The 22,114-nt window shown below is 62.0% G+C and carries 13 protein-coding genes and 3 rRNA genes; 10 read left to right on the top strand and 6 right to left on the bottom strand.

Features of this window, described 5'->3' with window-relative positions; translation table 11 throughout:
• Positions 1-227: 227 nt before the first annotated feature.
• From AC5Y5C_RS18195 to AC5Y5C_RS18180, 4 genes are all read left to right on the top strand, one after another.
• Positions 228-1,743: ribosomal RNA gene (locus AC5Y5C_RS18195) — 16S ribosomal RNA — on the top strand.
• A gap of 296 nt (positions 1,744-2,039) precedes the next feature.
• Positions 2,040-5,155 (top strand): 23S ribosomal RNA (locus AC5Y5C_RS18190).
• 80 nt (positions 5,156-5,235) lie between these two features.
• Positions 5,236-5,352 (top strand): 5S ribosomal RNA (rrf, locus tag AC5Y5C_RS18185).
• Together the 16S, 23S and 5S rRNA genes form the textbook arrangement of a ribosomal RNA operon.
• 94 nt (positions 5,353-5,446) lie before the next feature.
• The gene (locus AC5Y5C_RS18180; RefSeq protein WP_499974940.1) at positions 5,447-6,316 is read left to right on the top strand and encodes a DUF4436 domain-containing protein; all 870 of its coding nucleotides are present in this window, start codon (positions 5,447-5,449) and stop codon (positions 6,314-6,316) included.
• A 30-nt stretch (positions 6,317-6,346) separates the two neighbouring features.
• Here the strand turns inward: AC5Y5C_RS18180 and AC5Y5C_RS18175 are convergent, their stop codons facing one another.
• The gene (locus AC5Y5C_RS18175; protein WP_499974938.1) at positions 6,347-7,957 is read right to left on the bottom strand and encodes an adenylate/guanylate cyclase domain-containing protein; all 1,611 of its coding nucleotides are present in this window, start codon (positions 7,955-7,957) and stop codon (positions 6,347-6,349) included.
• A gap of 36 nt (positions 7,958-7,993) precedes the next feature.
• On the opposite strand from AC5Y5C_RS18175, the gene nucS reads away from it, so the two are divergent.
• Entirely contained in the window at positions 7,994-8,683 is a 690-nt protein-coding gene (gene nucS, locus AC5Y5C_RS18170; RefSeq protein ID WP_499974936.1) for an endonuclease NucS, read from the top strand.
• A 29-nt stretch (positions 8,684-8,712) separates the two neighbouring features.
• Positions 8,713-9,018: an Rv1322 family protein gene (locus tag AC5Y5C_RS18165; RefSeq protein WP_499974930.1), complete on the top strand. Its 306-nt coding sequence runs from the start codon at positions 8,713-8,715 to the stop codon at positions 9,016-9,018.
• Here AC5Y5C_RS18165 and mce read toward each other — a convergent pair.
• Entirely contained in the window at positions 9,015-9,488 is a 474-nt protein-coding gene (gene mce, locus AC5Y5C_RS18160) for a methylmalonyl-CoA epimerase (protein WP_499974928.1), read from the bottom strand. The two genes, AC5Y5C_RS18165 and mce, sit on opposite strands and share 4 nt — an antisense overlap.
• Before the next feature lie 61 nt (positions 9,489-9,549).
• Between mce and AC5Y5C_RS18155 the strand changes: the two genes are divergently transcribed.
• The 3 genes from AC5Y5C_RS18155 (at position 9,550) to AC5Y5C_RS18145 (ending at position 12,117) form a co-directional block, all read left to right on the top strand.
• Positions 9,550-10,737, top strand: coding sequence for an acetyl-CoA C-acetyltransferase (locus tag AC5Y5C_RS18155; protein ID WP_499974924.1), 1,188 nt, complete (start codon positions 9,550-9,552; stop codon positions 10,735-10,737).
• 62 nt (positions 10,738-10,799) lie between these two features.
• Positions 10,800-11,153 carry a DUF3817 domain-containing protein gene (locus tag AC5Y5C_RS18150; RefSeq protein WP_499974920.1) on the top strand — a complete coding sequence of 118 codons (354 nt, stop codon included), beginning with the start codon at positions 10,800-10,802 and terminating at the stop codon, positions 11,151-11,153.
• 34 nt (positions 11,154-11,187) lie between these two features.
• Entirely contained in the window at positions 11,188-12,117 is a 930-nt protein-coding gene (locus AC5Y5C_RS18145) for a co-chaperone YbbN (RefSeq protein ID WP_499974916.1), read from the top strand.
• A 25-nt stretch (positions 12,118-12,142) separates the two neighbouring features.
• On the opposite strand, the gene AC5Y5C_RS18140 is transcribed toward AC5Y5C_RS18145, so the two are convergent.
• From AC5Y5C_RS18140 to AC5Y5C_RS18130, 3 genes are read right to left on the bottom strand one after another with little or no spacing between them, the layout of a single operon-like run.
• On the bottom strand, positions 12,143-13,597 hold the full coding sequence (locus AC5Y5C_RS18140) for a neutral zinc metallopeptidase (RefSeq protein WP_499974913.1): 1,455 nt from the start codon (positions 13,595-13,597) through the stop codon (positions 12,143-12,145).
• A 49-nt stretch (positions 13,598-13,646) separates the two neighbouring features.
• Positions 13,647-15,854 (bottom strand): 1,4-alpha-glucan branching protein GlgB, encoded by a 2,208-nt coding sequence (gene glgB, locus AC5Y5C_RS18135; RefSeq protein ID WP_499974909.1) that lies wholly within the window; start codon positions 15,852-15,854, stop codon positions 13,647-13,649.
• Complete coding sequence (locus tag AC5Y5C_RS18130; RefSeq protein ID WP_499974906.1) at positions 15,851-17,923, bottom strand: maltotransferase domain-containing protein; 2,073 nt, start codon at positions 17,921-17,923, stop codon at positions 15,851-15,853. Before AC5Y5C_RS18130 ends, glgB begins: the two co-directional genes overlap by 4 nt.
• Positions 17,924-17,998: 75 nt before the next feature.
• On the opposite strand from AC5Y5C_RS18130, the gene glgP reads away from it, so the two are divergent.
• Positions 17,999-20,644 (top strand): alpha-glucan family phosphorylase, encoded by a 2,646-nt coding sequence (gene glgP, locus AC5Y5C_RS18125; RefSeq protein WP_499974903.1) that lies wholly within the window; start codon positions 17,999-18,001, stop codon positions 20,642-20,644.
• Positions 20,645-20,650: 6 nt separating this feature from the next.
• Here the strand turns inward: glgP and AC5Y5C_RS18120 are convergent, their stop codons facing one another.
• Positions 20,651-22,108 carry a neutral zinc metallopeptidase gene (locus tag AC5Y5C_RS18120; RefSeq protein ID WP_499974901.1) on the bottom strand — a complete coding sequence of 486 codons (1,458 nt, stop codon included), beginning with the start codon at positions 22,106-22,108 and terminating at the stop codon, positions 20,651-20,653.
• Positions 22,109-22,114 lie beyond the last annotated feature (6 nt).

The following is a 22,114-nucleotide window of genomic DNA, read 5'->3' as shown; positions in this document are numbered from 1 at the left end:
AGTGACCAGCCAAAACCGGGAATTTGACTCAAGTTCACCGAACTTGATACGGTTTCCCAGCCGCCCGAAAGGACGGAGGCGAGAATATTTAGGGGAGTAATTCCCTAATTCATCGCCACAATAAATTGAATGTGTTGTTTGAGAACTCAATAGTGTGTCAGTGTTTATATAGACATTTTATGTCGATAACAATTCTTTTGACAGTTGTTTTGTCGGGATTAAATTTTTGTTTGGAGAGTTTGATCCTGGCTCAGGACGAACGCTGGCGGCGTGCTTAACACATGCAAGTCGAACGGAAAGGCCCTTCGGGGTACTCGAGTGGCGAACGGGTGAGTAACACGTGGGTGATCTGCCCTGCACTCTGGGATAAGCCTGGGAAACTGGGTCTAATACCGGATAGGACCACACACTTCATGGTGAGTGGTGCAAAGCTTTTGCGGTGTGGGATGAGCCCGCGGCCTATCAGCTTGTTGGTGGGGTAATGGCCCACCAAGGCGACGACGGGTAGCCGGCCTGAGAGGGTGACCGGCCACACTGGGACTGAGATACGGCCCAGACTCCTACGGGAGGCAGCAGTGGGGAATATTGCACAATGGGCGCAAGCCTGATGCAGCGACGCCGCGTGAGGGATGACGGCCTTCGGGTTGTAAACCTCTTTCAGTAGGGACGAAGCGAAAGTGACGGTACCTACAGAAGAAGGACCGGCCAACTACGTGCCAGCAGCCGCGGTAATACGTAGGGTCCGAGCGTTGTCCGGAATTACTGGGCGTAAAGAGCTCGTAGGTGGTTTGTCACGTTGTTCGTGAAAACCCACAGCTTAACTGTGGGCGTGCGGGCGATACGGGCAGACTAGAGTACTGCAGGGGAGACTGGAATTCCTGGTGTAGCGGTGGAATGCGCAGATATCAGGAGGAACACCGGTGGCGAAGGCGGGTCTCTGGGCAGTAACTGACGCTGAGGAGCGAAAGCGTGGGTAGCGAACAGGATTAGATACCCTGGTAGTCCACGCCGTAAACGGTGGGTACTAGGTGTGGGTTTCCTTCCTTGGGATCCGTGCCGTAGCTAACGCATTAAGTACCCCGCCTGGGGAGTACGGTCGCAAGACTAAAACTCAAAGGAATTGACGGGGGCCCGCACAAGCGGCGGAGCATGTGGATTAATTCGATGCAACGCGAAGAACCTTACCTGGGTTTGACATGCGCAGGACGTATCTAGAGATAGGTATTCCCTTGTGGCCTGCGTGCAGGTGGTGCATGGCTGTCGTCAGCTCGTGTCGTGAGATGTTGGGTTAAGTCCCGCAACGAGCGCAACCCTTGTCCTATGTTGCCAGCGGGTAATGCCGGGGACTCGTAGGAGACTGCCGGGGTCAACTCGGAGGAAGGTGGGGATGACGTCAAGTCATCATGCCCCTTATGTCCAGGGCTTCACACATGCTACAATGGCCAGTACAGAGGGCTGCGAAGCCGCAAGGTGGAGCGAATCCCTTAAAGCTGGTCTCAGTTCGGATTGGGGTCTGCAACTCGACCCCATGAAGTCGGAGTCGCTAGTAATCGCAGATCAGCAACGCTGCGGTGAATACGTTCCCGGGCCTTGTACACACCGCCCGTCACGTCATGAAAGTCGGTAACACCCGAAGCCAGTGGCCTAACCTTTTGGAGGGAGCTGTCGAAGGTGGGATCGGCGATTGGGACGAAGTCGTAACAAGGTAGCCGTACCGGAAGGTGCGGCTGGATCACCTCCTTTCTAAGGAGCACCATTTCCCAGTCGAATGAATTGGGAACATAAAGTTAGTATCTGTAGTGGATACCTACTTGGTGAATATGTTTTGTAAATCCTATCCACCCCGTGGATAGGTAGTCGGCAAAACGTCGAACTGTCATTAGAATTGAAACGCTGGCACACTGTTGGGTCCTGAGGCAACACATTGTGTTGTCACCCTGCTTGGTGGTGGGGTGTGGTCTTTGACTTATGGATAGTGGTTGCGAGCATCTAAACAAGCCTCGCTCGTTTACGAGTGAGGCTGGTTTTTGCAATTTATTAGCTAAGTTCTTAAGGGCGCATGGTGAATGCCTTGGCACTAGAAGCCGATGAAGGACGTAGGAGGCTGCGATAAGCCTCGGGGAGCTGCCAACCGAGCTTTGATCCGAGGATGTCCGAATGGGGAAACCCAGCACGAGTGATGTCGTGTTACCCACTGCTGAATATATAGGCTTTGGGAGGAAACGCGGGGAAGTGAAACATCTCAGTACCCGTAGGAAGAGAAAACAACCGTGATTCCGTGAGTAGTGGCGAGCGAAAGCGGAAGATGGCTAAACCGCATGCATGTGATACCTGGTAGGGGTTGTGTGTGCGGGGTTGTGGGAGTTGTACTTGTCGGTTCTACCAGGCCGGCGGACAGTAAAAAAGTGTCGTGATTAGCGGAAGTGGTCTGGGACGGCCCGCCGCAGACGGTGAGAGTCCGGTACGCGAAAATCCGACACCTGTCTCGTACTTCATCCCGAGTAGCAGCGGGCTCGTGGAATCTGCTGTGAATCCGCCGGGACCACCCGGTAAGCCTAAATACTCTCTAGTGACCGATAGCGGATTAGTACCGTGAGGGAATGGTGAAAAGTACCCCGGGAGGGGAGTGAAATAGTACCTGAAACCATGTGCCTACAATCCGTCAAAGCCCTCATTGTGGGGTGATGGCGTGCCTTTTGAAGAATGAGCCTGCGAGTCAGGGACACGTCGCGAGGTTAACCCGTGAGGGGTAGCCGTAGCGAAAGCGAGTCTGAATAGGGCGCCCATAGTGGCGTGTTCTGGACCCGAAGCGGAGTGATCTACCCATGGCCAGGGTGAAGCGGCGGTAAGACGCCGTGGAGGCCCGAACCCACTTAGGTTGAAGACTGAGGGGATGAGTTGTGGGTAGGGGTGAAAGGCCAATCAAACTCCGTGATAGCTGGTTCTCCCCGAAATGCATTTAGGTGCAGCGTCGCGTGTTTCTTATTGGAGGTAGAGCTACTGGATGGCCGATGGGCCCTACTAGGTTACTGACGTCAGCCAAACTCCGAATGCCAATAAGTTAGAGCGCGGCAGTGAGACGGCGGGGGAGAAGCTCCGTACGTCGAGAGGGAAACAGCCCAGATCGCCGGCTAAGGCCCCTAAGCGTGTACTAAGTGGAAAAGGATGTGCAGTCGCGAAGACAACCAGGAGGTTGGCTTAGAAGCAGCCACCCTTGAAAGAGTGCGTAATAGCTCACTGGTCAAGTGATTGTGCGCCGACAATGTAGCGGGGCTCAAGTACACCGCCGAAGCCGCGGCATTCATGCAATACATTCCCTTCGGGGCAGTGGCATGGATGGGTAGGGGAGCGTCCTGCACCCAGCGAAGCTGCGAAGTAATTCAGCAGTGGAGGGTGCGGGAGTGAGAATGCAGGCATGAGTAGCGACAGGCAAGTGAGAAACTTGCCCGCCGAATGACCAAGGGTTCCTGGGCCAGGCTAGTCCTCCCAGGGTAAGTCGGGACCTAAGGCGAGGCCGACAGGCGTAGTCGATGGACAACGGGTTGATATTCCCGTACCCGTGTGTGCGCGCCCATGATGAATCATCGGTACTAACCACCCAAAAGGTTCTAGATCAATCTCTTCGGAGTGCGACATGAATCCGCTGCGTGGGACCTTCGGTGGTAGTAGTCAAGCGATGGGGTGACGCAGGAAGGTAGCTGTACCGGTTAGTGGTTATACCGGAGCAAGCCTGTAGGGCGACATCTAGGTAAATCCGGATGTCATTAAGCCTGAGAGGTGACGCATAGCCGATTGAGGCGAATTCAGTGATCCTATGCTGCCAAGAAAAGCCTCTAGTGAGTTCACACACGGCCCGTACCCCAAACCAACACAGGTGGTCAGGTAGAGAATACTAAGGCGTACGAGATAACTATGGTTAAGGAACTCGGCAAAATACCCCCGTAACTTCGGGAGAAGGGGGACCTCGCTTGGTGACCGGACTTGCTCCGTGAGCTGAACGAGGTCGCAGAGACCAGTGAGAAGCGACTGTTTACTAAAAACACAGGTCCGTGCGAAGTCGCAAGACGATGTATACGGACTGACGCCTGCCCGGTGCTGGAAGGTTAAGAGGACCCGTTAACCCTTGGGTGAAGCGGAGAATTTAAGCCCCAGTAAACGGCGGTGGTAACTATAACCATCCTAAGGTAGCGAAATTCCTTGTCGGGTAAGTTCCGACCTGCACGAATGGCGTAACGACTTCTCAACTGTCTCAACCATAGACTCGGCGAAATTGCACTACGAGTAAAGATGCTCGTTACGCGCGGCAGGACGAAAAGACCCCGGGACCTTCACTATAGCTTGGTATTGGCGTTTGGTTCGGTTTGTGTAGGATAGGTGGGAGACTTTGAAGCAGGCACGCCAGTGTTTGTGGAGTCAACGTTGAAATACCACTCTGATCGTATTGAACCTCTAACCTCGGACCGTATATCCGGTCCAGGGACAGTGCCTGGTGGGTAGTTTAACTGGGGCGGTTGCCTCCTAAAATGTAACGGAGGCGCCCAAAGGTTCCCTCAACCTGGACGGCAATCAGGTGTTGAGTGCAAGTGCACAAGGGAGCTTGACTGCGAGACCTACAAGTCAAGCAGGGACGAAAGTCGGGACTAGTGATCCGGCACCTCTGAGTGGAAGGGGTGTCGCTCAACGGATAAAAGGTACCCCGGGGATAACAGGCTGATCTTCCCCAAGAGTCCATATCGACGGGATGGTTTGGCACCTCGATGTCGGCTCGTCGCATCCTGGGGCTGGAGCAGGTCCCAAGGGTTGGGCTGTTCGCCCATTAAAGCGGCACGCGAGCTGGGTTTAGAACGTCGTGAGACAGTTCGGTCTCTATCCGCCGCGCGCGTCAGAAACTTGAGGAAACCTGTCCCTAGTACGAGAGGACCGGGACGGACGAACCTCTGGTGTACCAGTTGTTCCACCAGGAGCACGGCTGGATAGCTACGTTCGGACAGGATAACCGCTGAAAGCATCTAAGCGGGAAACCTATTCCAAGACCAGGTTTCTTACCCTTTTAGAGGGATAAGGTCACCCACAGACTATGGGTTCAATAGGCCAGACCTGTAAGCGTAGTAATACGTTCAGGGAACTGGCACTAATCGACCGAAAACTTACTAATAAATCGCAACCACTATTCGTCGTCATTTGACGACCACACTCCACCACCAGATAACTTGTGTGTTTATCACACGAAAGAGTTACGGCGGCCACAGCGAGAGGGAAACGCCCGGTCCCATCCCGAACCCGGAAGCTAAGCCTCTCAGCGCCGATGGTACTGTTCTTAACACGGAACGGAAGAGTAGGACACCGCCGAACATAAATTGGAAATACCCCCCAGGAAACTGGGGGGTATTTTCATATTCTGGCTGCTAGATTTCTGGAATAGCGGGACGGTAGAGATGGGAATCTTGTGCAGGCATTCAAGAGGCGTTTCAAGCTGAAACCAGCCGCCACGACCGTGGGTGCAGTGATACTAGTGCTGGTCATCTACGTCGGATTTCTTCTCATCTATCGGATGCTGGATCATCACTCGGGCCCGCCATCTGCCGATCTGGATCTGTCGCGGGATAACGAGACGGTGGTGGTCATTGACCTCCAGGACCTGCGGACGGTGAACAACCGGCTGGACGCCGAGGTTGTGGTGCTGCCGGCGAAGACGACACTCGATGCCTTCGGGCTGCTGAACGCGGATATGTCCGTGCGATTGGTGTCCTCCCTGGATTACGGAGAGCGGCATTTTCCGCGGGGCACCGTCCCTGCAGCCATGGACGACACTCTGATCGCAACGGGTGATGCCCAGTCATGGCCATTCGACGAGTACTCCACTGGGAATTTGCGCGCAGAAGTGATGGTGGGTAACGGCGAGGGGCGGCGATCGGTGCCGGCGCGTATCGAGGTGATCGGCAGCTTGGGCGGATGGCGCGTGTCGACGGAGACGTCGCCAGCGCCCGCCGGCAAGGGCGATCAGACCACGGTCACGCTGGTACGGGCTCGCGGCACGCTGGCATTCGATGTGGGCATCTGCCTGGTATTGATCACGCTGCCCACGATGGCGCTGATTGTCGCGATCGAGACAGTCAAGGGGAGGAAGAAGTTCCACCCGCCGCTGATGACCTGGTTCGGAACGATGTTGTTCGCGATCGTGCCGTTGCGGAACATCCTGCCCGGGGCGCCACCGCCGGGAGCGTGGATAGATCAGGCATTGGTGCTGTGGGTGCTCATCGCACTGGTCGTGGCGATGGTGCTGTATGTCGAAGCCTGGTGGAAGCAGTCCGACTAGGTTTTCCGAATAGGTCAGGACGCCGCTGCGTCAGGTCACAGGCACGGCAAGTTCGGTGGGCTCGGTGCGGCCACGCAGCGTCACGGTGTCGCCCGAGCGCCAGTGCAGAGCTTCGCGGTGGTGTGCGCGCAAGACGGTGTCTAGCGAGGCGACTAGGCGCCCCGGCACTGTTTTGGACAGCTCGCAAAGCCGGGCTGCTTCGTTGACCGGATCGCCGATCACGGTGTATTCGAAACGGTCATGGGCCCCGACGTTTCCGGCGACCGCCTGTCCCGATGCGACGCCGATGCCTGCCTGGCATTCGGGCATCTCGGTCCGCAGCCGACGGGCAATGGCGCGCGCGGCGGCGAGCGCCTGGCTCTCGGGACGATCCTGCCGAACCGGTGCGCCGAACACCGCGAGGGTGGCGTCGCCTTCGAACTTGTTGACCATGCCCTCGTATCGGTCGATTTCTTCGACGACCACGGTGAAGAAGCGGTTCAGCAGTGCGACCACCTCGATGGCCGGCCGGGTGGCCGCCAGCTGGGTTGACCCGACGATATCGGCGAAAAGCACTGCGACGTGGCGTTCCTCGCCGCCTAGCGCGGGCTGTTGCAATTCGGCGGCGGCGGCGACCTCGCGGCCGACATGCTTGCCGAAGAGGTCACGTACCCGCTCGCGTTCGCGTAGGCCCTCCGCCATGGTGTTGAAACCTGCCTGCAGCTCGCCCAGCTCGGTGCCGTCGTAGACGACGAGGTTGACGTCCAGATCGTTTTGTTCGACGCGCTTGAGCGCGGCCTGTACCTCTTTGACGGGTGCGGCAGTCATCCAGGATGCGATCCAGATGAGGATCAGCCCAAACACCACCGGGAATGACGCCAGGATGATGACCGCCACAGCGAGCTGGTTGACCGTGAAGTTGCCGAAGATCAGCGCTCCGACACCAGCGAGCATGATGCCGAGCGCCGGCACCCCGGATCCCAGCAGCCAGGCCAGCATCGTGCGCACCATGATTCCGGAGGCAAGCCGCCTTCGGCGGTACCCCGCTTCGAGTGCTCGTGCGGCGACGGGGCGCATCGCGAACTCGGTGAATAGGTAGTTTGCCGCGCAAACCACCACACCGCTGAACCCCACCGCGAAGAAGATCTTGGGGATGTAGAGCGGATCTTGCAGCCCGTACAGCGTGGTGAACAAGATAGTCCCGCCCGCCCACAGAATCGCCTCGACGACCGTCAACCGCCGGGGGACCGCAAACGCGTTGCGCTGGTCCTCCTTGGTGGGCTCCCGTTCCTCGATGGCCCACCGCACCACCTTGAAGACTCGGCGGGTGCCCCAGACAGCACCGATGAGCACTGCGAGCGTCACGTACACCGGAACGACCACGAATTGGATCCACCAGGGCGCATCGAAGACGTTGGGATCGGGCACCGCGACGAGCACCAGCAGGATGACGACGGCGACACCAATCAGGTTGGCGGCCACCACGAATACGGTCAGTATCAACTGGATGCGGATGCGCTGGACGAGCGTGCTTTCGTCATATCGGCCCAGCAGCCACGATCCGTACCCGTCGCCGGCCTCGAGTCGGCCGGTCTGCCCGGTGATCGCGGCCAGGGCACGGCCCACTCGTCGCGACACCGCGCGAATCGACTCGTTTGCCATAGTTGTGGTCAGCCTAACGCCCTATACAGTGAGCCGGTGCGTCTCGTCGTAGCTCAATGCACGGTTGATTATGTCGGCCGGTTGACCGCCCACCTGCCATCTGCCAAGCGGCTCCTGCTCATCAAGGCCGATGGCTCTGTCAGTGTCCATGCCGATGATCGAGCCTATAAGCCGCTCAACTGGATGAGCCCGCCGTGCTGGCTCACCGAAATCGAGGGTGAGGGCTCGGCGGAGGGCGGACCGTCGACGGTGTGGGTGGTGGAGAACAAGGCCGCCGAACAGCTGCGGATCACCATCGAGAACATCGAGCATGACTCGGCACATGAGCTCGGTATCGACCCCGGGCTGGTCAAGGATGGTGTGGAGGCGCACCTGCAGGAGTTGCTCGCCGAGCATGTTGCGCTACTCGGCGACGGTTACACCCTGGTGCGTCGCGAATACATGACTCCGATCGGGCCGGTGGACCTGCTGTGTCGTGATGCCGACGGTGCGACGGTCGCGGTGGAGATCAAGCGCCGCGGCGAGATCGATGGTGTCGAGCAACTCACCCGCTACCTCGAACTGCTCAACCGCGACACCACCCTGGCGCCTGTTGCCGGCGTCTTCGCGGCACAACAGATCAAGCCACAGGCCCGCACCCTTGCCGAGGATCGCGGAATCCGTTGTCTCACACTGAACTACGATGCGATGCGGGGAATGGACTCAGACGAATTCCGTTTATTCTGAAATCGCGCCGCGACTCATAGAATCACCGTATGGGCCGCCGACATCCGCCGCGCCGCGCCGCCGCTGATCGTCCCGGTGCGATACACCCCGGTGGGCATCAGGTGGAGCAGGGGGCCGACGGTCTGGATTACCAGGTGCGACGCATCTCCGCAGCGCGAGCGATCAAGGTCTATCGCTGTCCCGGATGCGATCACGAGATCGCGATCGGGGTAGCGCATGTGGTGGCGTGGCCTGTCTCTGAGGGGCAAGACAGGGGAGCGGATGACCGTCGCCATTGGCATACGCCGTGCTGGAGCAACCGCGCGAATCGGAGCCCGACTCGGCGTTGGAGCTAGTGCGACTGCGTCGGCTGGACGAGCTCGATGAGCACGCCGCCGGTGTCCTTGGGGTGCAAGAAGTTGATGCGTGAGTTCGCGGTGCCGACGCGCGGCGCCTCGTAGAGCGCACGGACTCCTGCGGCACGCAGCTGATCGGTGAGCGCGTCGATATCGGTGACGCGGTAGGCCAGCTGCTGCAGGCCGGGGCCCTTCTTGTCCAGAAACTTGGCGATGGGCGAGGACTCGTCGAGCGGGGCCATCAGCTGAATCTGTGCGCTGCCGGGCTCAGCTCCGGGGAACGACAGCATCGCCTCGCGGACACCCTGGCTCTTGTTGATCTCCTCGTGCACCAGGATCATGCCCAGGTGCTCGTGGTACCACTCGATCGCGACGTCCAGGTCAGCCACCGCGATACCGACGTGGTCGATCGCGGTCACCAGACCGGTCGATAGGATCGAGGGAACATCAAGAGGAGACGATGTCGTCATAACGCAACGGTAACGCGTTCCAGAAAACGGCGTCCAATCGAGAAATTATGGAAGGACTCCCATGGCCCCGATAACTAGGTCCGTGATTGTTGCTGGAGCGCGTACGCCGGTTGGCCGGTTCCAAGGATCCCTGAAGGACTTCTCGGGCGCTCAGCTGGGTGGAATCGCCATCAAGGGCGCCCTGGAGAAGGCCAAGGTGGCGCCCTCCGCGGTCGACTACGTGATCATGGGCCAGGTGCTCACCGCGGGCGCCGGCCAGATTCCTGCACGCCAGGCCGCGGTTGCCGGCGGAATCGGCTTGGATGTCCCGGCGCTCACCATCAACAAGGTGTGCCTTTCCGGTATCGATGCCATTGCCTTGGCTGACCAGCTGATTCGGGCCGGTGAGTTCGAGGTCGTCGTTGCCGGTGGTCAGGAATCCATGACCAATGCCCCGCACCTGTTGCCCAAGAGCCGGTTCGGGTTCAAATACGGCGATGTGACGCTCGTTGACCACATGGCCTTCGACGGCCTGCATGACGCGTTCACCGACCAGGCCATGGGCTTGCTCACCGAACAGCGCAATGTCTCCGACAAGTTCACCCGTGAGCAGCAGGACGAGTTCGCGGCACGCTCACACCAGAATGCCGCCCGTGCCTGGAAGGACGGCGTCTTCGCCGACGAGGTGGTCGCAGTACAGATCCCGCAGCGCAAGGGCGATCCGATCGAGTTCGCCGAGGACGAAGGCATCCGTGCTGACACCACTGCCGCGTCACTGGCTGGGCTGCGCCCGGCGTTCAGCAAGGACGGCACCATCACGGCGGGGTCGTCCTCGCCGATCTCCGATGGCGCTTGTGCCGTGGTGGTGATGAGCAAGGACAGAGCGGTGCGCGACGGCATCTCTTGGATCGCAGAGATCGGTGCACATGGTGTCGTCGCCGGCCCCGATTCCAGCCTGCAGCTGCAGCCGGCCAATGCCATTCGGAAGGCCTGTGAGCGAGAGGGGATTTCCCCTGAGCAGCTCGACCTGGTCGAGATCAATGAGGCCTTCGCGCTGGTGGGCTTGGCCTCGATCAAGGACCTGGGTATCGATCCGGGCAAGGTCAACGTCAACGGCGGTGCGATCGCCATCGGCCACCCCATTGGGATGTCGGGTGCCCGGATCACGCTGCACCTGGCGCAGGAGCTCACGCGCCGCGGTGGCGGAATTGGTGTGGCCGCACTGTGCGGCGGCGGCGGTCAGGGTGACGCCCTGATCGTGCGGGTGTGATTTACGACGTGTTGTAGTAGGTCCGATGAGGTGTCGGGCACCCCATCGGGCAGACTGAGGGCATGACACAGCTTTTCGACCTGCGCAGCACCGCCAGCAGGTTCCGCGCCATCGCGTTGCTGGAGGCCGTCAGCTGGGCGGGTCTGCTCACCGGGATGTTCTTCAAGTACGTGCCAGATCCGGGTAATGAGATCGGCGTGAAGGTCTTCGGTTGGGTCCACGGCGTGGTCTTCATCGCGTACTTGGTAGTGGGATTCCTGGCGGGTCGTGAATACCGCTGGAGCCCGCTCACCTGGTTGCTCGCACTATTAGCTGGGATTGCCCCATTGTGCAGTGTGATCTTTGTCATATGGGCCGATAAGGCGGGTAAGTTGCCCGTCGCGAGGGCAGCGTCGGCCGGCGACACGGCGCCGTAGTGCAGAGGCCGCGCGCCGTGACAGACTGGAGAGCGTGACCCGACCACGTCCCGCGATGGCTGCGGCCATGTCCGGAGCCGTCGACCTCTCCGCTCTCAAGCAGCGCGCACAGGAGTCCGCAGCACCCCGCGAGCCTTCGGCTGGGGGTGAATGGACCGTCGAGGTAACCGAGGCGAATCTCGAAGCCGAGGTGCTGGCGCAGTCCAATCGCGTCCCCGTCATCGTGCTTCTAGGTTCGCCGCGTAGCGAGGCCTCGGCGGCGCTCGCTACCACACTGGGCGACCTGGTCGCAGAGGACGGCGGCAAGTGGGTCCTGGCCACTGTCAACGTGGACACCAGCCCGCAGATCGCACAGGTCTTCGGCGTGCAGGCTGTGCCCACCGTGGTGGCAGTGGCGGCAGGGCGGCCCCTCACCAGCTTCGCGGGACCGCAGCCGGCCGATCAGCTGCGCCGCTGGCTCGACTCGATTCTCGATGCGGTCGCCGGCAAGCTGCCCGATGCCGCCACGCCGGAGGGTGAGGACGTCGACGAGTCCGAAAACAACACAGACCCGGCGCTCGCCGCGGCGCGTGATGCTCTCGACTCCGGAGATTTCGAGGCGGCCAGCGCCGCTTATCAGGGTCTGCTGGACGGCGGCGCCACCGGCGCCGTGGCCGCCGAGGCGACGGCGTCGGTGCGCCAGATCGAGTTCCTGGCCCGTGCGACGAGCCAGCCGCAGGATGCGGTGGTTGTCGCCGATGCCACCCCGGGTGATATCGATGCGGGGCTGGCCGCTGCCGATGTGGAAGTGCTTTCGCAGCAGCCGGATTCGGCCTTCGACAGGTTGGTCGCCCTTGTCCGTGCGACACGTGATGATGATCGGGCCAAGGTGCGCGCCCGACTGCTCGAGCTGTTCGAGTTGTTCGATCCCGCCGATCCCGCGGTGATCGCCGGGCGGCGCAAGCTCGCCAACGCTCTGTTCTGATCGGCTCTGGGTCCTGCTCCCGCAACTACGGGAAGCGCTTGGCGCAGGTCTGATCGTTGCCCAGCACGCCGATCCGGTAGGCGTCGATGCGGGAGAAGCCGGCCGGCGCCGTTTCGCCCCTCACGTCGCTGGAAGCCCTGCCGCTGGAAAGCAATTCGGAGACAGCCTCGTCGAGGTCCCCGCCGGAGAGGATGACCGGCGCGCGGGGGGTCACGATGCCCTTGCCCGCGGCACGTGAGGTGAAGTATCCCGTCAGGCACGCGGTGCGCAGCCCGGTCATGATGCCTTCGGTCTCCAACCCCGCGGCCTTCTGCGCCGCCAGCGCGTAGCGCGAGACGATCACACTGAAGGCCGAATAGTCGCCGTTCACTTGTGCGGAGAAGAGCGCCCGGTCCGATGAGGGCGTGGCCATCTTCTGCAGGGCCTTGGGGTCCAGGGCAATCGTGTTGTCGCCGGGGCAGAACGACGCCGGTGCCGTACCCGATCCGTCGGAGCATTTCCCTTCGCCGTATACCGCCTTGGGCGGGCTATCCATGGGGAAAACCTGCGAGGCTGCGGCAAGCACCGCTTCGATGGTGTCCGGGTTTATGGGCCAATTGTCGCCATTTGGACCCACGCCCAGGCCCTTCGGAAGCTCGCCGCGGCGTTTGAGGATCTCTTGGGAATCGATGCGCTTGCAAGCCATCGGGCCGTCGGTGAAACCGAACTGGAAAGCAGACACCCGTTCGAATGCCGAGCCGTGGATGGCCCATTTCTTGCTGGTGTCGTTGTCGCGGATCGCGATCATCGCGGCCATCACCTTGTTGAGCCCGTCGGCGGTGTTCAGGGTGAACCGCGGCGAATCGCCCTGAGTGACCCAGCGTAGGTAGGCGCCGGCGAAGCAATCGGCCTGCTGCTCCTGATTCAGGTCCATGAGGTACTCGACCTGGTCCCTGTTCATCTTCGGATCGTCGATCGGATTGATGAGCTGGGCATGGAATTGGATCGAGTGCCCGTACTCGTGGGCCATGACGGTGTTCATGGCCATATCGCCCATTTGCTTGCGCAGGTAAGGGAACAGCTGGCCGCGATCCCAGGCGAACGAGTTGTCCAGTGGGCAGAACGCGGCGTTGATGAAGTCGGTCAGGTTGCCGTTGCAGAACTCAAGGCCGTTGTTGTTCTTGCGCGAGTCGGCGGAGATGAGCCGGGACACGGGCCGGAAGTTCGCGAACGAATCGCCGTAGAACTGCGTCCAGAAGTCCTCGATGTCCGCCAGGGACACCTTGACGTAATCGTCGATCTCGCCGTTGTCGGTGTTCTCGATCTTGCGCTTGGGGACCTGCACTCCGGGTTTCATGCCGGAAGGGCCATCGACCGCGGGCATGCCCGCCACACGCAGCGGATCCGCGTAGATGGATTGAGGTTGCCCACCGAGCGGACGGCCACACGACGTGATCACCAGCACCAGCCCCACCAGCAGTGCCATCCAGCGTTTGGACATCGAGCCACCCCTCGTACGCGAGTTTGCGTTTAGCGCATCCTAATGTTCTCTACAGGTCCGCTGAGACGGGTTCCAGCCAGATGGCGGCGGCGGGTGGCAGTGCCAGTGTGGCCGAGGCCGGGCGGCCGTGCCACGGGTTCGCCGCGGCGATCACTTCGCCCAGGTTCCCGACCCCGCTGCCGTGGTACTGGAGTGCGTCGGTGTTGATGACCTCACGCCAGCGACCGGTCAGCGGCAACCCCACCCGATAGCTCCCGTGCTCCACGCCCGCGAAATTGAAGATGCATGCCAGCACCGAACCGTCATCACCGAAGCGCAGGAAGCTCAGCACGTTGTTCGCCGAATCGTTGGCATCGATCCACGAGTACCCCTGGGGTGCGGTGTCTTGGGACCACAGCGCGCGACGCTGCCGGTACACGGAGTTCAGATCTGCCGTCAGCGCCGCGATTCCCGAGGAATATCCGTCCTCGCCCAGTTGGAACCAGTCGACACCGCGTTCATCCGACCATTCGGCCCGCTGACCGAACTCCTGCCCCATGAACAGCAGCTGCTTGCCGGGATGTGCCCACATGTAGGCCAGCAGACAGCGCAGCCCGGCGGCCTTGGCGTGGTCGTCACCTGGGATGCGGGTCCACAGCGTGCCCTTGCCGTGCACCACCTCGTCATGGCTGATGGGCAGCACGAAGTTCTCGCTGAAGGCGTACAGCATCGAGAAGGTCATCTCGTGGTGATGGAAACTGCGATGAATGGGATCGCGTCCGAGGTAGCCCAGGGTGTCGTGCATCCACCCCATGTTCCATTTCATGGAAAAGCCAAGGCCGCCAAGACTGGTGGCGCGGGTGACGCCTGGCCACGAGGTGGACTCCTCGGCCACGGTGACGATTCCGGGATGCAGCTTGTGCACGGTGGCGTTCATCTCCTGAAGGAACTGCACCGCCTCGAGGTTTTCGCGGCCACCGTGAATGTTGGGCGTCCAGCCGCCCACGGGGCGTGAATAGTCGAGGTAGAGCATCGATGCGACGGCGTCCACCCGCAGCCCGTCGATATGGAACTGATCGAGCCAGAACAGGGCATTGGCTACCAGGAAATTGCGTACTTCCGGGCGCCCGAAGTCGAAAACATATGTGCCCCAGTCTAACTGCTCGCCGCGATGCGGGTCGGCATGCTCATACAGGGGCGTCCCGTCGAAACGCGCCAGCGCCCACGCGTCCTTGGGAAAGTGCGCGGGCACCCAGTCGACGATGACGCCGATTCCGGCCCGGTGCAGGGCATCGACCAGGTACCGAAAGTCGTCGGGCGTGCCGAATCGAGAAGTGGGAGCGTAGTACGAGGTCACCTGGTAGCCCCAGGATCCACCGAAGGGATGTTCGGCCACTGGTAGCAGCTCGACGTGAGTGAATCCTTGAGCCAGTAGGTATTCGGTGAGCTCGTGGGCCAGTTGACGGTAGGAGAGTCCGGGGCGCCACGATGCCAGATGCACCTCGTAGGTGCTCATCGGTTCGAACACGGGATTGCGGGTGCTGCGCCGGGACATCCATTCGCCGTCCTCCCAGGAGTACGACGAGGCGGTGGCCCGCGACGCGGTGGCCGGTGGCAATTCGGTGGCGAACGCGAAGGGGTCGGCGCGATCGGTCACCGACCCGTCGGCGCCGTGCACGCGGAATTTGTACAGGGCGCCGAGCGTCATGCCGGGCCAGAACAGTTCCCAGACTCCAGAGGATCCCAGGGTTCGCATGGGGGCGTCGTTGCCGTTCCACCCGTTGAAATCGCCGATCACCGAGACTCCATGCGCGTTGGGTGCCCACACCGCAAAGGAGATTCCGCTCACCTCGCCGTCTGCGGTGACGAATGAGCGCGGATGCGCACCGAGGATTTCCCAGAGCCGCTCGTGGCGGCCCTCGTTGAACAGGTGTAGGTCCACTTCGCCGAGCGTGGGCAGGAATCGATACGCGTCGGCGGTGACAAGCGAGGTGCCGCCGTAGTCGACGTCGAGGCGGTAGTCGAGGAGGTTCAGGAAGGGCAACGCCACCACGAACAACCCCGACCCGAGGTGGGTCATCGGGTGGAGTTCCTCGCCCACTACCGCGGCGACCGCGGTTGCGCCCGGCTTGAACGCTCGAATAACGGTGTGCCCCTTACCGCCCGGATTCGAATACTCGTGCGCGCCGAGGACCGAATGCGGGTTGTGATGGGTTCCCGCCACCAATCTGGCGATATCGGCGGCGTCGGGCTTCGCGAAGGTCGCGGGCATGGTCATGGGCGGAACACCAGGTGCACTCGGGCCTGTTCACGAACTTGCGGCAGGTTGAGGATGTGGGCGACGGCTTTGGGCGGGTCGAGTCGCACGTAGTTGGCCTGCCCCCAGCGATACTGCTCACCGGTGAGTTCGTCGCGCACCCAGAAGGTTTCGTGCCAGTCCAGGCCGAGCGCGGGCAGATCGAGCCAGATGGTGCCGTCCTCGGGGCCGAAGGGGTTGAGATTCACGACGACCAGGACGGCGTCGCCGGTTACCGGGTCGAACTTGGAATACGCCAGCAGTGCGTCGTTTTCGACGTGATGGAAGGTGATGTTGCGCAGCTGATGCAGGGCGGGGTGCAGTCGGCGGATCTCGTTGAGCCGAGTAATGAACGGCTCCAATGATTCGCCACGCGTGACGGCGCCCTTGTAGTCGCGGGGGCGTAGCTGATACTTCTCCGAGTCCAGGTATTCCTCGCTGTCTTCGCGGAGCGGAACATGTTCGTAGAGTTCGTATCCGGAGTAAACGCCCCAGGTGGGGCTCAGGGTGCCGGCGAGGACGGCGCGGATGGCGAACATGCCCGGTCCGCCGTGTTGGAGGCTGGCATGCAAGATGTCCGGGGTGTTGACGAAGAGATTTGGGCGCGCCACATCCGCCTGCGCGGCGATCTCTCGGCCGAAGTCGGCGATCTCGGATTTTGCGGTGCGCCAGGTGAAGTAGGTGTACGACTGGGTGAAGCCGAGCCGCGCCAGGCCGTAGAGCCGGGCCGGGCGGGTGAATGCCTCGGAAAGAAACAGGACATCGGGGTCGGCCGCCTTGACCTCACCGATCAGCCACTGCCAGAAGTCGGGGGGCTTGGTGTGCGGATTGTCCACCCGGAATATCTTGACACCGTGGGCAATCCAGTACTGCACCACGCGCAATACCTCGGTGTATAGGCCCGCTGGATCGTTGTCAAAGTTCAGGGGATAGATGTCCTGATACTTCTTCGGAGGGTTCTCCGCGTAGGCAATGGTGCCGTCGGGGAGCTCGGTGAACCACTCGGGATGCGCGCCCACCCAGGGATGGTCTGGCGCGCATTGCAACGCCAAGTCCAGTGCCACTTCCAGGCCCAGCTTGCGTGCCGTGGAGACGAATCGGTCGAAGTCTTTGACGGTTCCGAGCTCGGGGTGGATAGCGTCGTGGCCGCCTGCGGCGCTGCCGATGGCCCACGGTGAACCGACCTCGCCGGGCTCGGCGACCGGATTATTGTTGCGGCCCTTACGGTTTATCTCACCGATCGGATGAATCGGCGGTAGGTAGACCACATCGAATCCCATGGCGGCGACCCGTGCCAGATCCGCGGCCGCCGTCGCCAGAGTGCCATGCATGGCGCGTCCATCCGGCCCCACTCCACCGGTGGAACGCGGGAACAGCTCGTACCAGGAGCCATACAAAGCGCGGGTGCGATCGACCCAGACGCCGTACTGGGTCCCGCGCGTGAGCAGGTCCCGCAGCGGGAACTCGGCGAGCAGCGTCTGCACCTCGTCGGAGAGCGCGTGTTGAAACCGTGCTCCTGGATCGTCCTGGGTGCGCAGCGCCTCCGCCGAGTCCAGGAATGGTTTGCGCCGCTTGCGTGGCACTCCGGCCGCCGCACGCTCGAACAGTCGCGCACCGATCTCCAGATCGTTGGCCAATTCGGCGGGACCCTGCCCGGCCTCCAGTTTGGCCTCGACGTTGTGACGCCAGGTCGCGATCGGGTCACCCCATCCGTCGACCCGGAAGGTCCAGAGCCCCTCCCGGTCCGGGACGAAACTGGCGTGGAAACGATCGAGTGCGCCACCCGGCCGCATCTGGATATGGAGCGGTTTGATGCGCGTCGCGGTCGTGTCCTTGTCGCGGGGGGCCGAGATCCGGCGCAGCGGGCCCTCTGCGAGCTGTGGATAGCTGGGGCCCAGACAGCGCACCACCAGGGTCGCGGCGACGGCCTCGTGGCCTTCCCGCCAGACGGTTGCCGCCACGGGTACGACCTCACCCACGACTGCTTTGGCCGGATAGCGTCCGCCCGAGATCGCGGGGGCGACATCGTCGATGCCTATGCGTCCGGTCACCACGTCCACCGTAGTAGACGGCCTATCTCGCCGCCGGGCATGCGCGCAACCGAAATCTCAGTAAGGTTCTGAAGGGTGAAAGCCCTACGTCGATTCACGGTTCGCGCCCATCTTCCGGAGCGGTTGGCGGCGCTGGGCGAGTTATCGAACAACCTGCGCTGGTCATGGCATCAGCCCACCCGCGATCTTTTCGCCGATATCGACCACCAACTGTGGGAGCAGACCAACCACGATCCGGTCGCGGTGATGGGCTCGGTCCCAGCGCAACGGCTCGACGAGCTGGCGGCCGACGACAGTTTTGTCGACCGGGTGGCCGCCCTGGCGGGTGATTTGCACGACTATCTGAACCGGCCGATGTGGTACCAGCGCCAGTTGGAGCGAACCAGCGACGAGCCCGACGACCGCGAAGGGACTGCCGAGAGCACCATTCTGCCCACTGCGATCGCCTACTTCTCGATGGAGTTCGGCGTCTCCGAGGTGCTGCCGAACTACTCCGGTGGTTTAGGCATCCTGGCTGGCGATCACCTCAAGGCCGCCTCCGACCTGGGGCTGCCGCTCATCGCCGTGGGACTGCACTATCGGTCCGGATACTTCCGGCAGTCGTTGACCGCCGACGGCTGGCAGACCGAGCAGTATCCGTTGATCGACCCCGCGGGTCTGCCGTTGCGGCTGTTGGCGCATGAGGACGGCACGCCGATCCTCATCACGGTGCCGATGCCACAGGACAGGGTGCTCTCGGCTCGCATCTGGGTTGCGCAGGTGGGCCGGATTCCGTTGCTGCTCTTGGACTCAGATATCGCCGAGAATGACCGGGAACTGCGCTATGTCACCGACCGGCTGTACGGCGGTGATCAGGATCACCGCATCAAGCAGGAGATTCTGGCCGGTATCGGTGGTGTGCGCGCCATCCGTGCGTACGTCGCTTCTGATGTCTCTGGGGGCATAGCCAGCCCCGAGGTGTTCCACACCAATGAGGGCCATGCCGGGTTCCTGGGGCTGGAGCGCATCCGTGAGTACGTCGGGCAGCACGGGCTGGATGTCGAAACAGCCTTGACGGTGGTGCGGTCCAGCACCGTGTTCACCACGCACACACCGGTTCCCGCGGGCATCGACCGATTCCCCGTGGACTTGGTGCGTCGTTATTTCGGGGACTCCGGTGACTCCACGCTGCTGCCCGGGGTGCCGGTGGATCGCATCATCGCCCTCGGGGCAGAAGACGATCCGTCGACGTTCAACATGGCCCATATGGGGCTGCGGCTGGCGCAGCGCGCCAACGGCGTGTCACTGCTGCACGGCCAGGTGAGCCGGTCGATGTTCAACGGATTGTGGCCGTCATTCGATGCCGCGGAGGTTCCGATCGGGTCGATCACCAATGGCGTGCATGCGCCCACGTGGGCGTCGCCGCAGTGGTTGGAGTTGGGACAGCAGCTCGTCGGCGCCGAGGCGTTCAACGACGCCAGCGGATGGGAGCGGATCCACGAGGTGGATCCCGGGCACATCTGGTGGATCCGGTCGCAGCTGCGAGAACAGCTGATACAGGACGTGCGACGGCGGATACGCGCATCGTGGCTGCAGCGGGGCGCTGCCGAGGCCGAGTTGGGCTGGGTGGACAGTGCCTTCGACCCGGGCGTATTGACCATCGGCTTCGCGCGTCGCGTTCCCACGTACAAGCGGCTCACGCTGATGCTGCGCAATCCGGAGCGCTTGCGCGAGCTACTCCTCGACGAGAAACATCCGGTGCAGCTCATCGTGGCCGGTAAGTCGCATCCTGCCGACGATGGCGGTAAGGGGCTGATCCAGCAGATCGTCAGATTCGCCGACCAGGCCGATGTGCGACACCGGATCACCTTCCTGCCTGACTACGACATGTCAATGGCCCGCTACCTGTACTTCGGCTGCGATGTGTGGCTGAACAATCCACTGCGTCCGTTGGAGGCCTGCGGAACCTCGGGGATGAAGAGCGCGCTCAACGGCGGACTGAACCTATCCATCCGCGATGGCTGGTGGGACGAGTGGTACGACGGCGAAAATGGTTGGGAAATACCGACGGCCGACGGTGTCACTGATGACGCCCGACGCGACGACTTGGAGGCCGCTGCGTTGTACGAGCTGCTGGCGCAGAAGGTGGCGCCCAAGTTCTACGAACGCGATGAACACGGCACGCCGCAGCGCTGGGTTGAGATGGTTCGTCACACTCTGGAGAAGTTGGGGCCGAAGGTATTGGCATCCAGAATGGTTCGCGATTACACCGTGGGCTACTACGCTCCCGCGGCCAAGTCGCTGCGCGCCACCGTGGGTCCCGACGATTCGTTCACCCCGGCCAAGGAGCTGGCGCGCTATCGGGAGCGGGTACAGCAGGTGTGGCCGTCGCTGGTCATCACGGATGTCGACAGCTCCGGCCTGCCGGACACTCCGCTGCTGGGATCGTCGTTGACGCTCACCGCATCGGTTCAGCTTTCCGGGCTGGCCCCGTCGGAGGTTGCGGTGCAGGCCGTGATCGGTCGAGTTGACTTGGACGACAAGCTCTCTGATTCGGAGGTCGTTCCGATGACGCACACGGGTAGTCGTGGTGGAGGGGTGGAAACGTTCTCCACCACGACCACGTTGCCGGTCTCCGGGTCTGTGGGCTATACGGTGCGGGTGCTTCCGCATCATCCGCTGTTGGCGAGCGATAGTGAGCTGGGCCTCTCGGTGCTGGCCGCCAGCGACCTGGAGCACTAGCAGCGATCAGCCGTAGCGCGTGAGGCAGCGGTCCGCCGATCCCGCCACTCCGTCGCGGAAGGCATCGATCCTCGAGAAGCCGGCCGGGATGGTGGTTCCGTTGACATCGCTGGCCACGATGCCGTTGGTCAGCAGCCCTGACACCGCCTCGTCGAGATCCCCGGCGGTAAGCACCATCGGGTTCGGTTCCTGGGTGGGCGTGGTGGGTTTGGCCATTGCTGCCGATGCGACGCCCGTCAGACAAGCGCTGCGCAGTGCGCTCTGTCCGTTGTCGAGTGGCAGGCCGTGTTGTTTCTCGATCGCCAACGCATAACGGGAAATGACCAGTGAATAGGCGGTGAAGTCGCCGGTAATCTGTCCCTGATCGTGGGTGGGTCGAGCCAGATCGGTCAGTCGCGGCAGATCGAGAGCCACCGTATTGGAATCCGGGCAGTACACCGCTGCTGCGGATTCGATGCGGTGGCCGGGCTCGTTGCATGCGGCACCCGACACCGAGAGTCGTGGCGGTGCTGTGTTTCCCGTAGGCATATAAACCGCCCGGAGCACCGTCATCAATGTGCGCAAGGTGTCGACGGTGACGGGCATGTCTGCCGATTCCCCGGGCTGCAGGTTATCCGGGAGCCCGCCGCGACGCTTGGCGATCTCCGCCATGTCGATCCGCGTGCATTCGGCCGCGCCGTCGACGAAGCCGCGCTGGAACGCCGACACCCGCTCGAATGCGGATCCGTGCGCGTCGAGTGCGTTGCCGGCCTCGACGGGATCGTCCCGGAAGGCGATCAGCGCCGCGATGACCTTGTTGAGGCCGTCACCGGTGCTCAGTGTGAAACGCGGTGAGCTGCCCTGTGCCACCCACCGTAGGTATGTTCCGGCGAGGCAATCGGCCATCTGCTCGCCGACCAGCGTCGGCGTCCGAGGGTCCACCATCTCCGACTGGTGTGCGACGGCATGCCCGTACTCGTGGGCAAGCGTCATGGGTACTGCCATGGGGCCGAACATCCGCACCAGCTTGGGCAACAGCGTTCCCCGGTCCCATCCCAGGCTGTTCTGGCTGATGCAGTACCCGGCATTGTCGAAGCCGATCGTCGGATTGTCGCAGAAGTCGGCGACACCGGGGCCTTCGCTGCTCCAGGACATCAATGATTCGACCGGATGAAACGTGGCCCAGAAAGTCTTGGGATAGGCCTCCTGCCAGAAGTCTTCGATGTCGACGACCGCGTTGATCGCCAGCCGGTCCATCTCGCCGTCGTCGGTGCCGTGTACGGCCCTGTCGGCCGGTTTTGGATTCGGGCGCAACCCGGATGGTCCGTCGACGGCGGGGAGCCCGGCGACTTGATACGCATTGCCGAGCTGCGAAACCGCGGCGCCATCAACGGTATTGGCACAGGCGGATGACACGAGTGCTAACAGGGCGCAGCAGGCCAGGATCCCTGCCGGAGTGCGGAACCACCTGACCGGAATCGGCATGGCCAT

It is taken from the genome of Mycobacterium sp. NGS15, from assembly GCF_059813245.1.
Note: the sequence above shows the minus strand (reverse complement) of the source record. Positions and strands in the feature narration are given on the sequence as shown.

Bases quoted from the DNA above. Each gene is read 5' to 3' on its own strand.
- AC5Y5C_RS18175 (WP_499974938.1), bottom strand. From the start codon at position 7,957: ATGGCAAACGAGTCGATTCGCGCGGTGTCGCGACGAGTGGGCCGTGCC.
- AC5Y5C_RS18165 (WP_499974930.1), top strand. From the start codon at position 8,713: ATGGGCCGCCGACATCCGCCGCGCCGCGCCGCCGCTGATCGTCCCGGT.
- mce (WP_499974928.1), bottom strand. From the start codon at position 9,488: ATGACGACATCGTCTCCTCTTGATGTTCCCTCGATCCTATCGACCGGT.
- AC5Y5C_RS18155 (WP_499974924.1), top strand. From the start codon at position 9,550: ATGGCCCCGATAACTAGGTCCGTGATTGTTGCTGGAGCGCGTACGCCG.
- AC5Y5C_RS18150 (WP_499974920.1), top strand. From the start codon at position 10,800: ATGACACAGCTTTTCGACCTGCGCAGCACCGCCAGCAGGTTCCGCGCC.
- AC5Y5C_RS18140 (WP_499974913.1), bottom strand. From the start codon at position 13,597: ATGTCCAAACGCTGGATGGCACTGCTGGTGGGGCTGGTGCTGGTGATC.
- glgB (WP_499974909.1), bottom strand. From the start codon at position 15,854: ATGACCATGCCCGCGACCTTCGCGAAGCCCGACGCCGCCGATATCGCC.
- AC5Y5C_RS18120 (WP_499974901.1), bottom strand. From the start codon at position 22,108: ATGCCGATTCCGGTCAGGTGGTTCCGCACTCCGGCAGGGATCCTGGCC.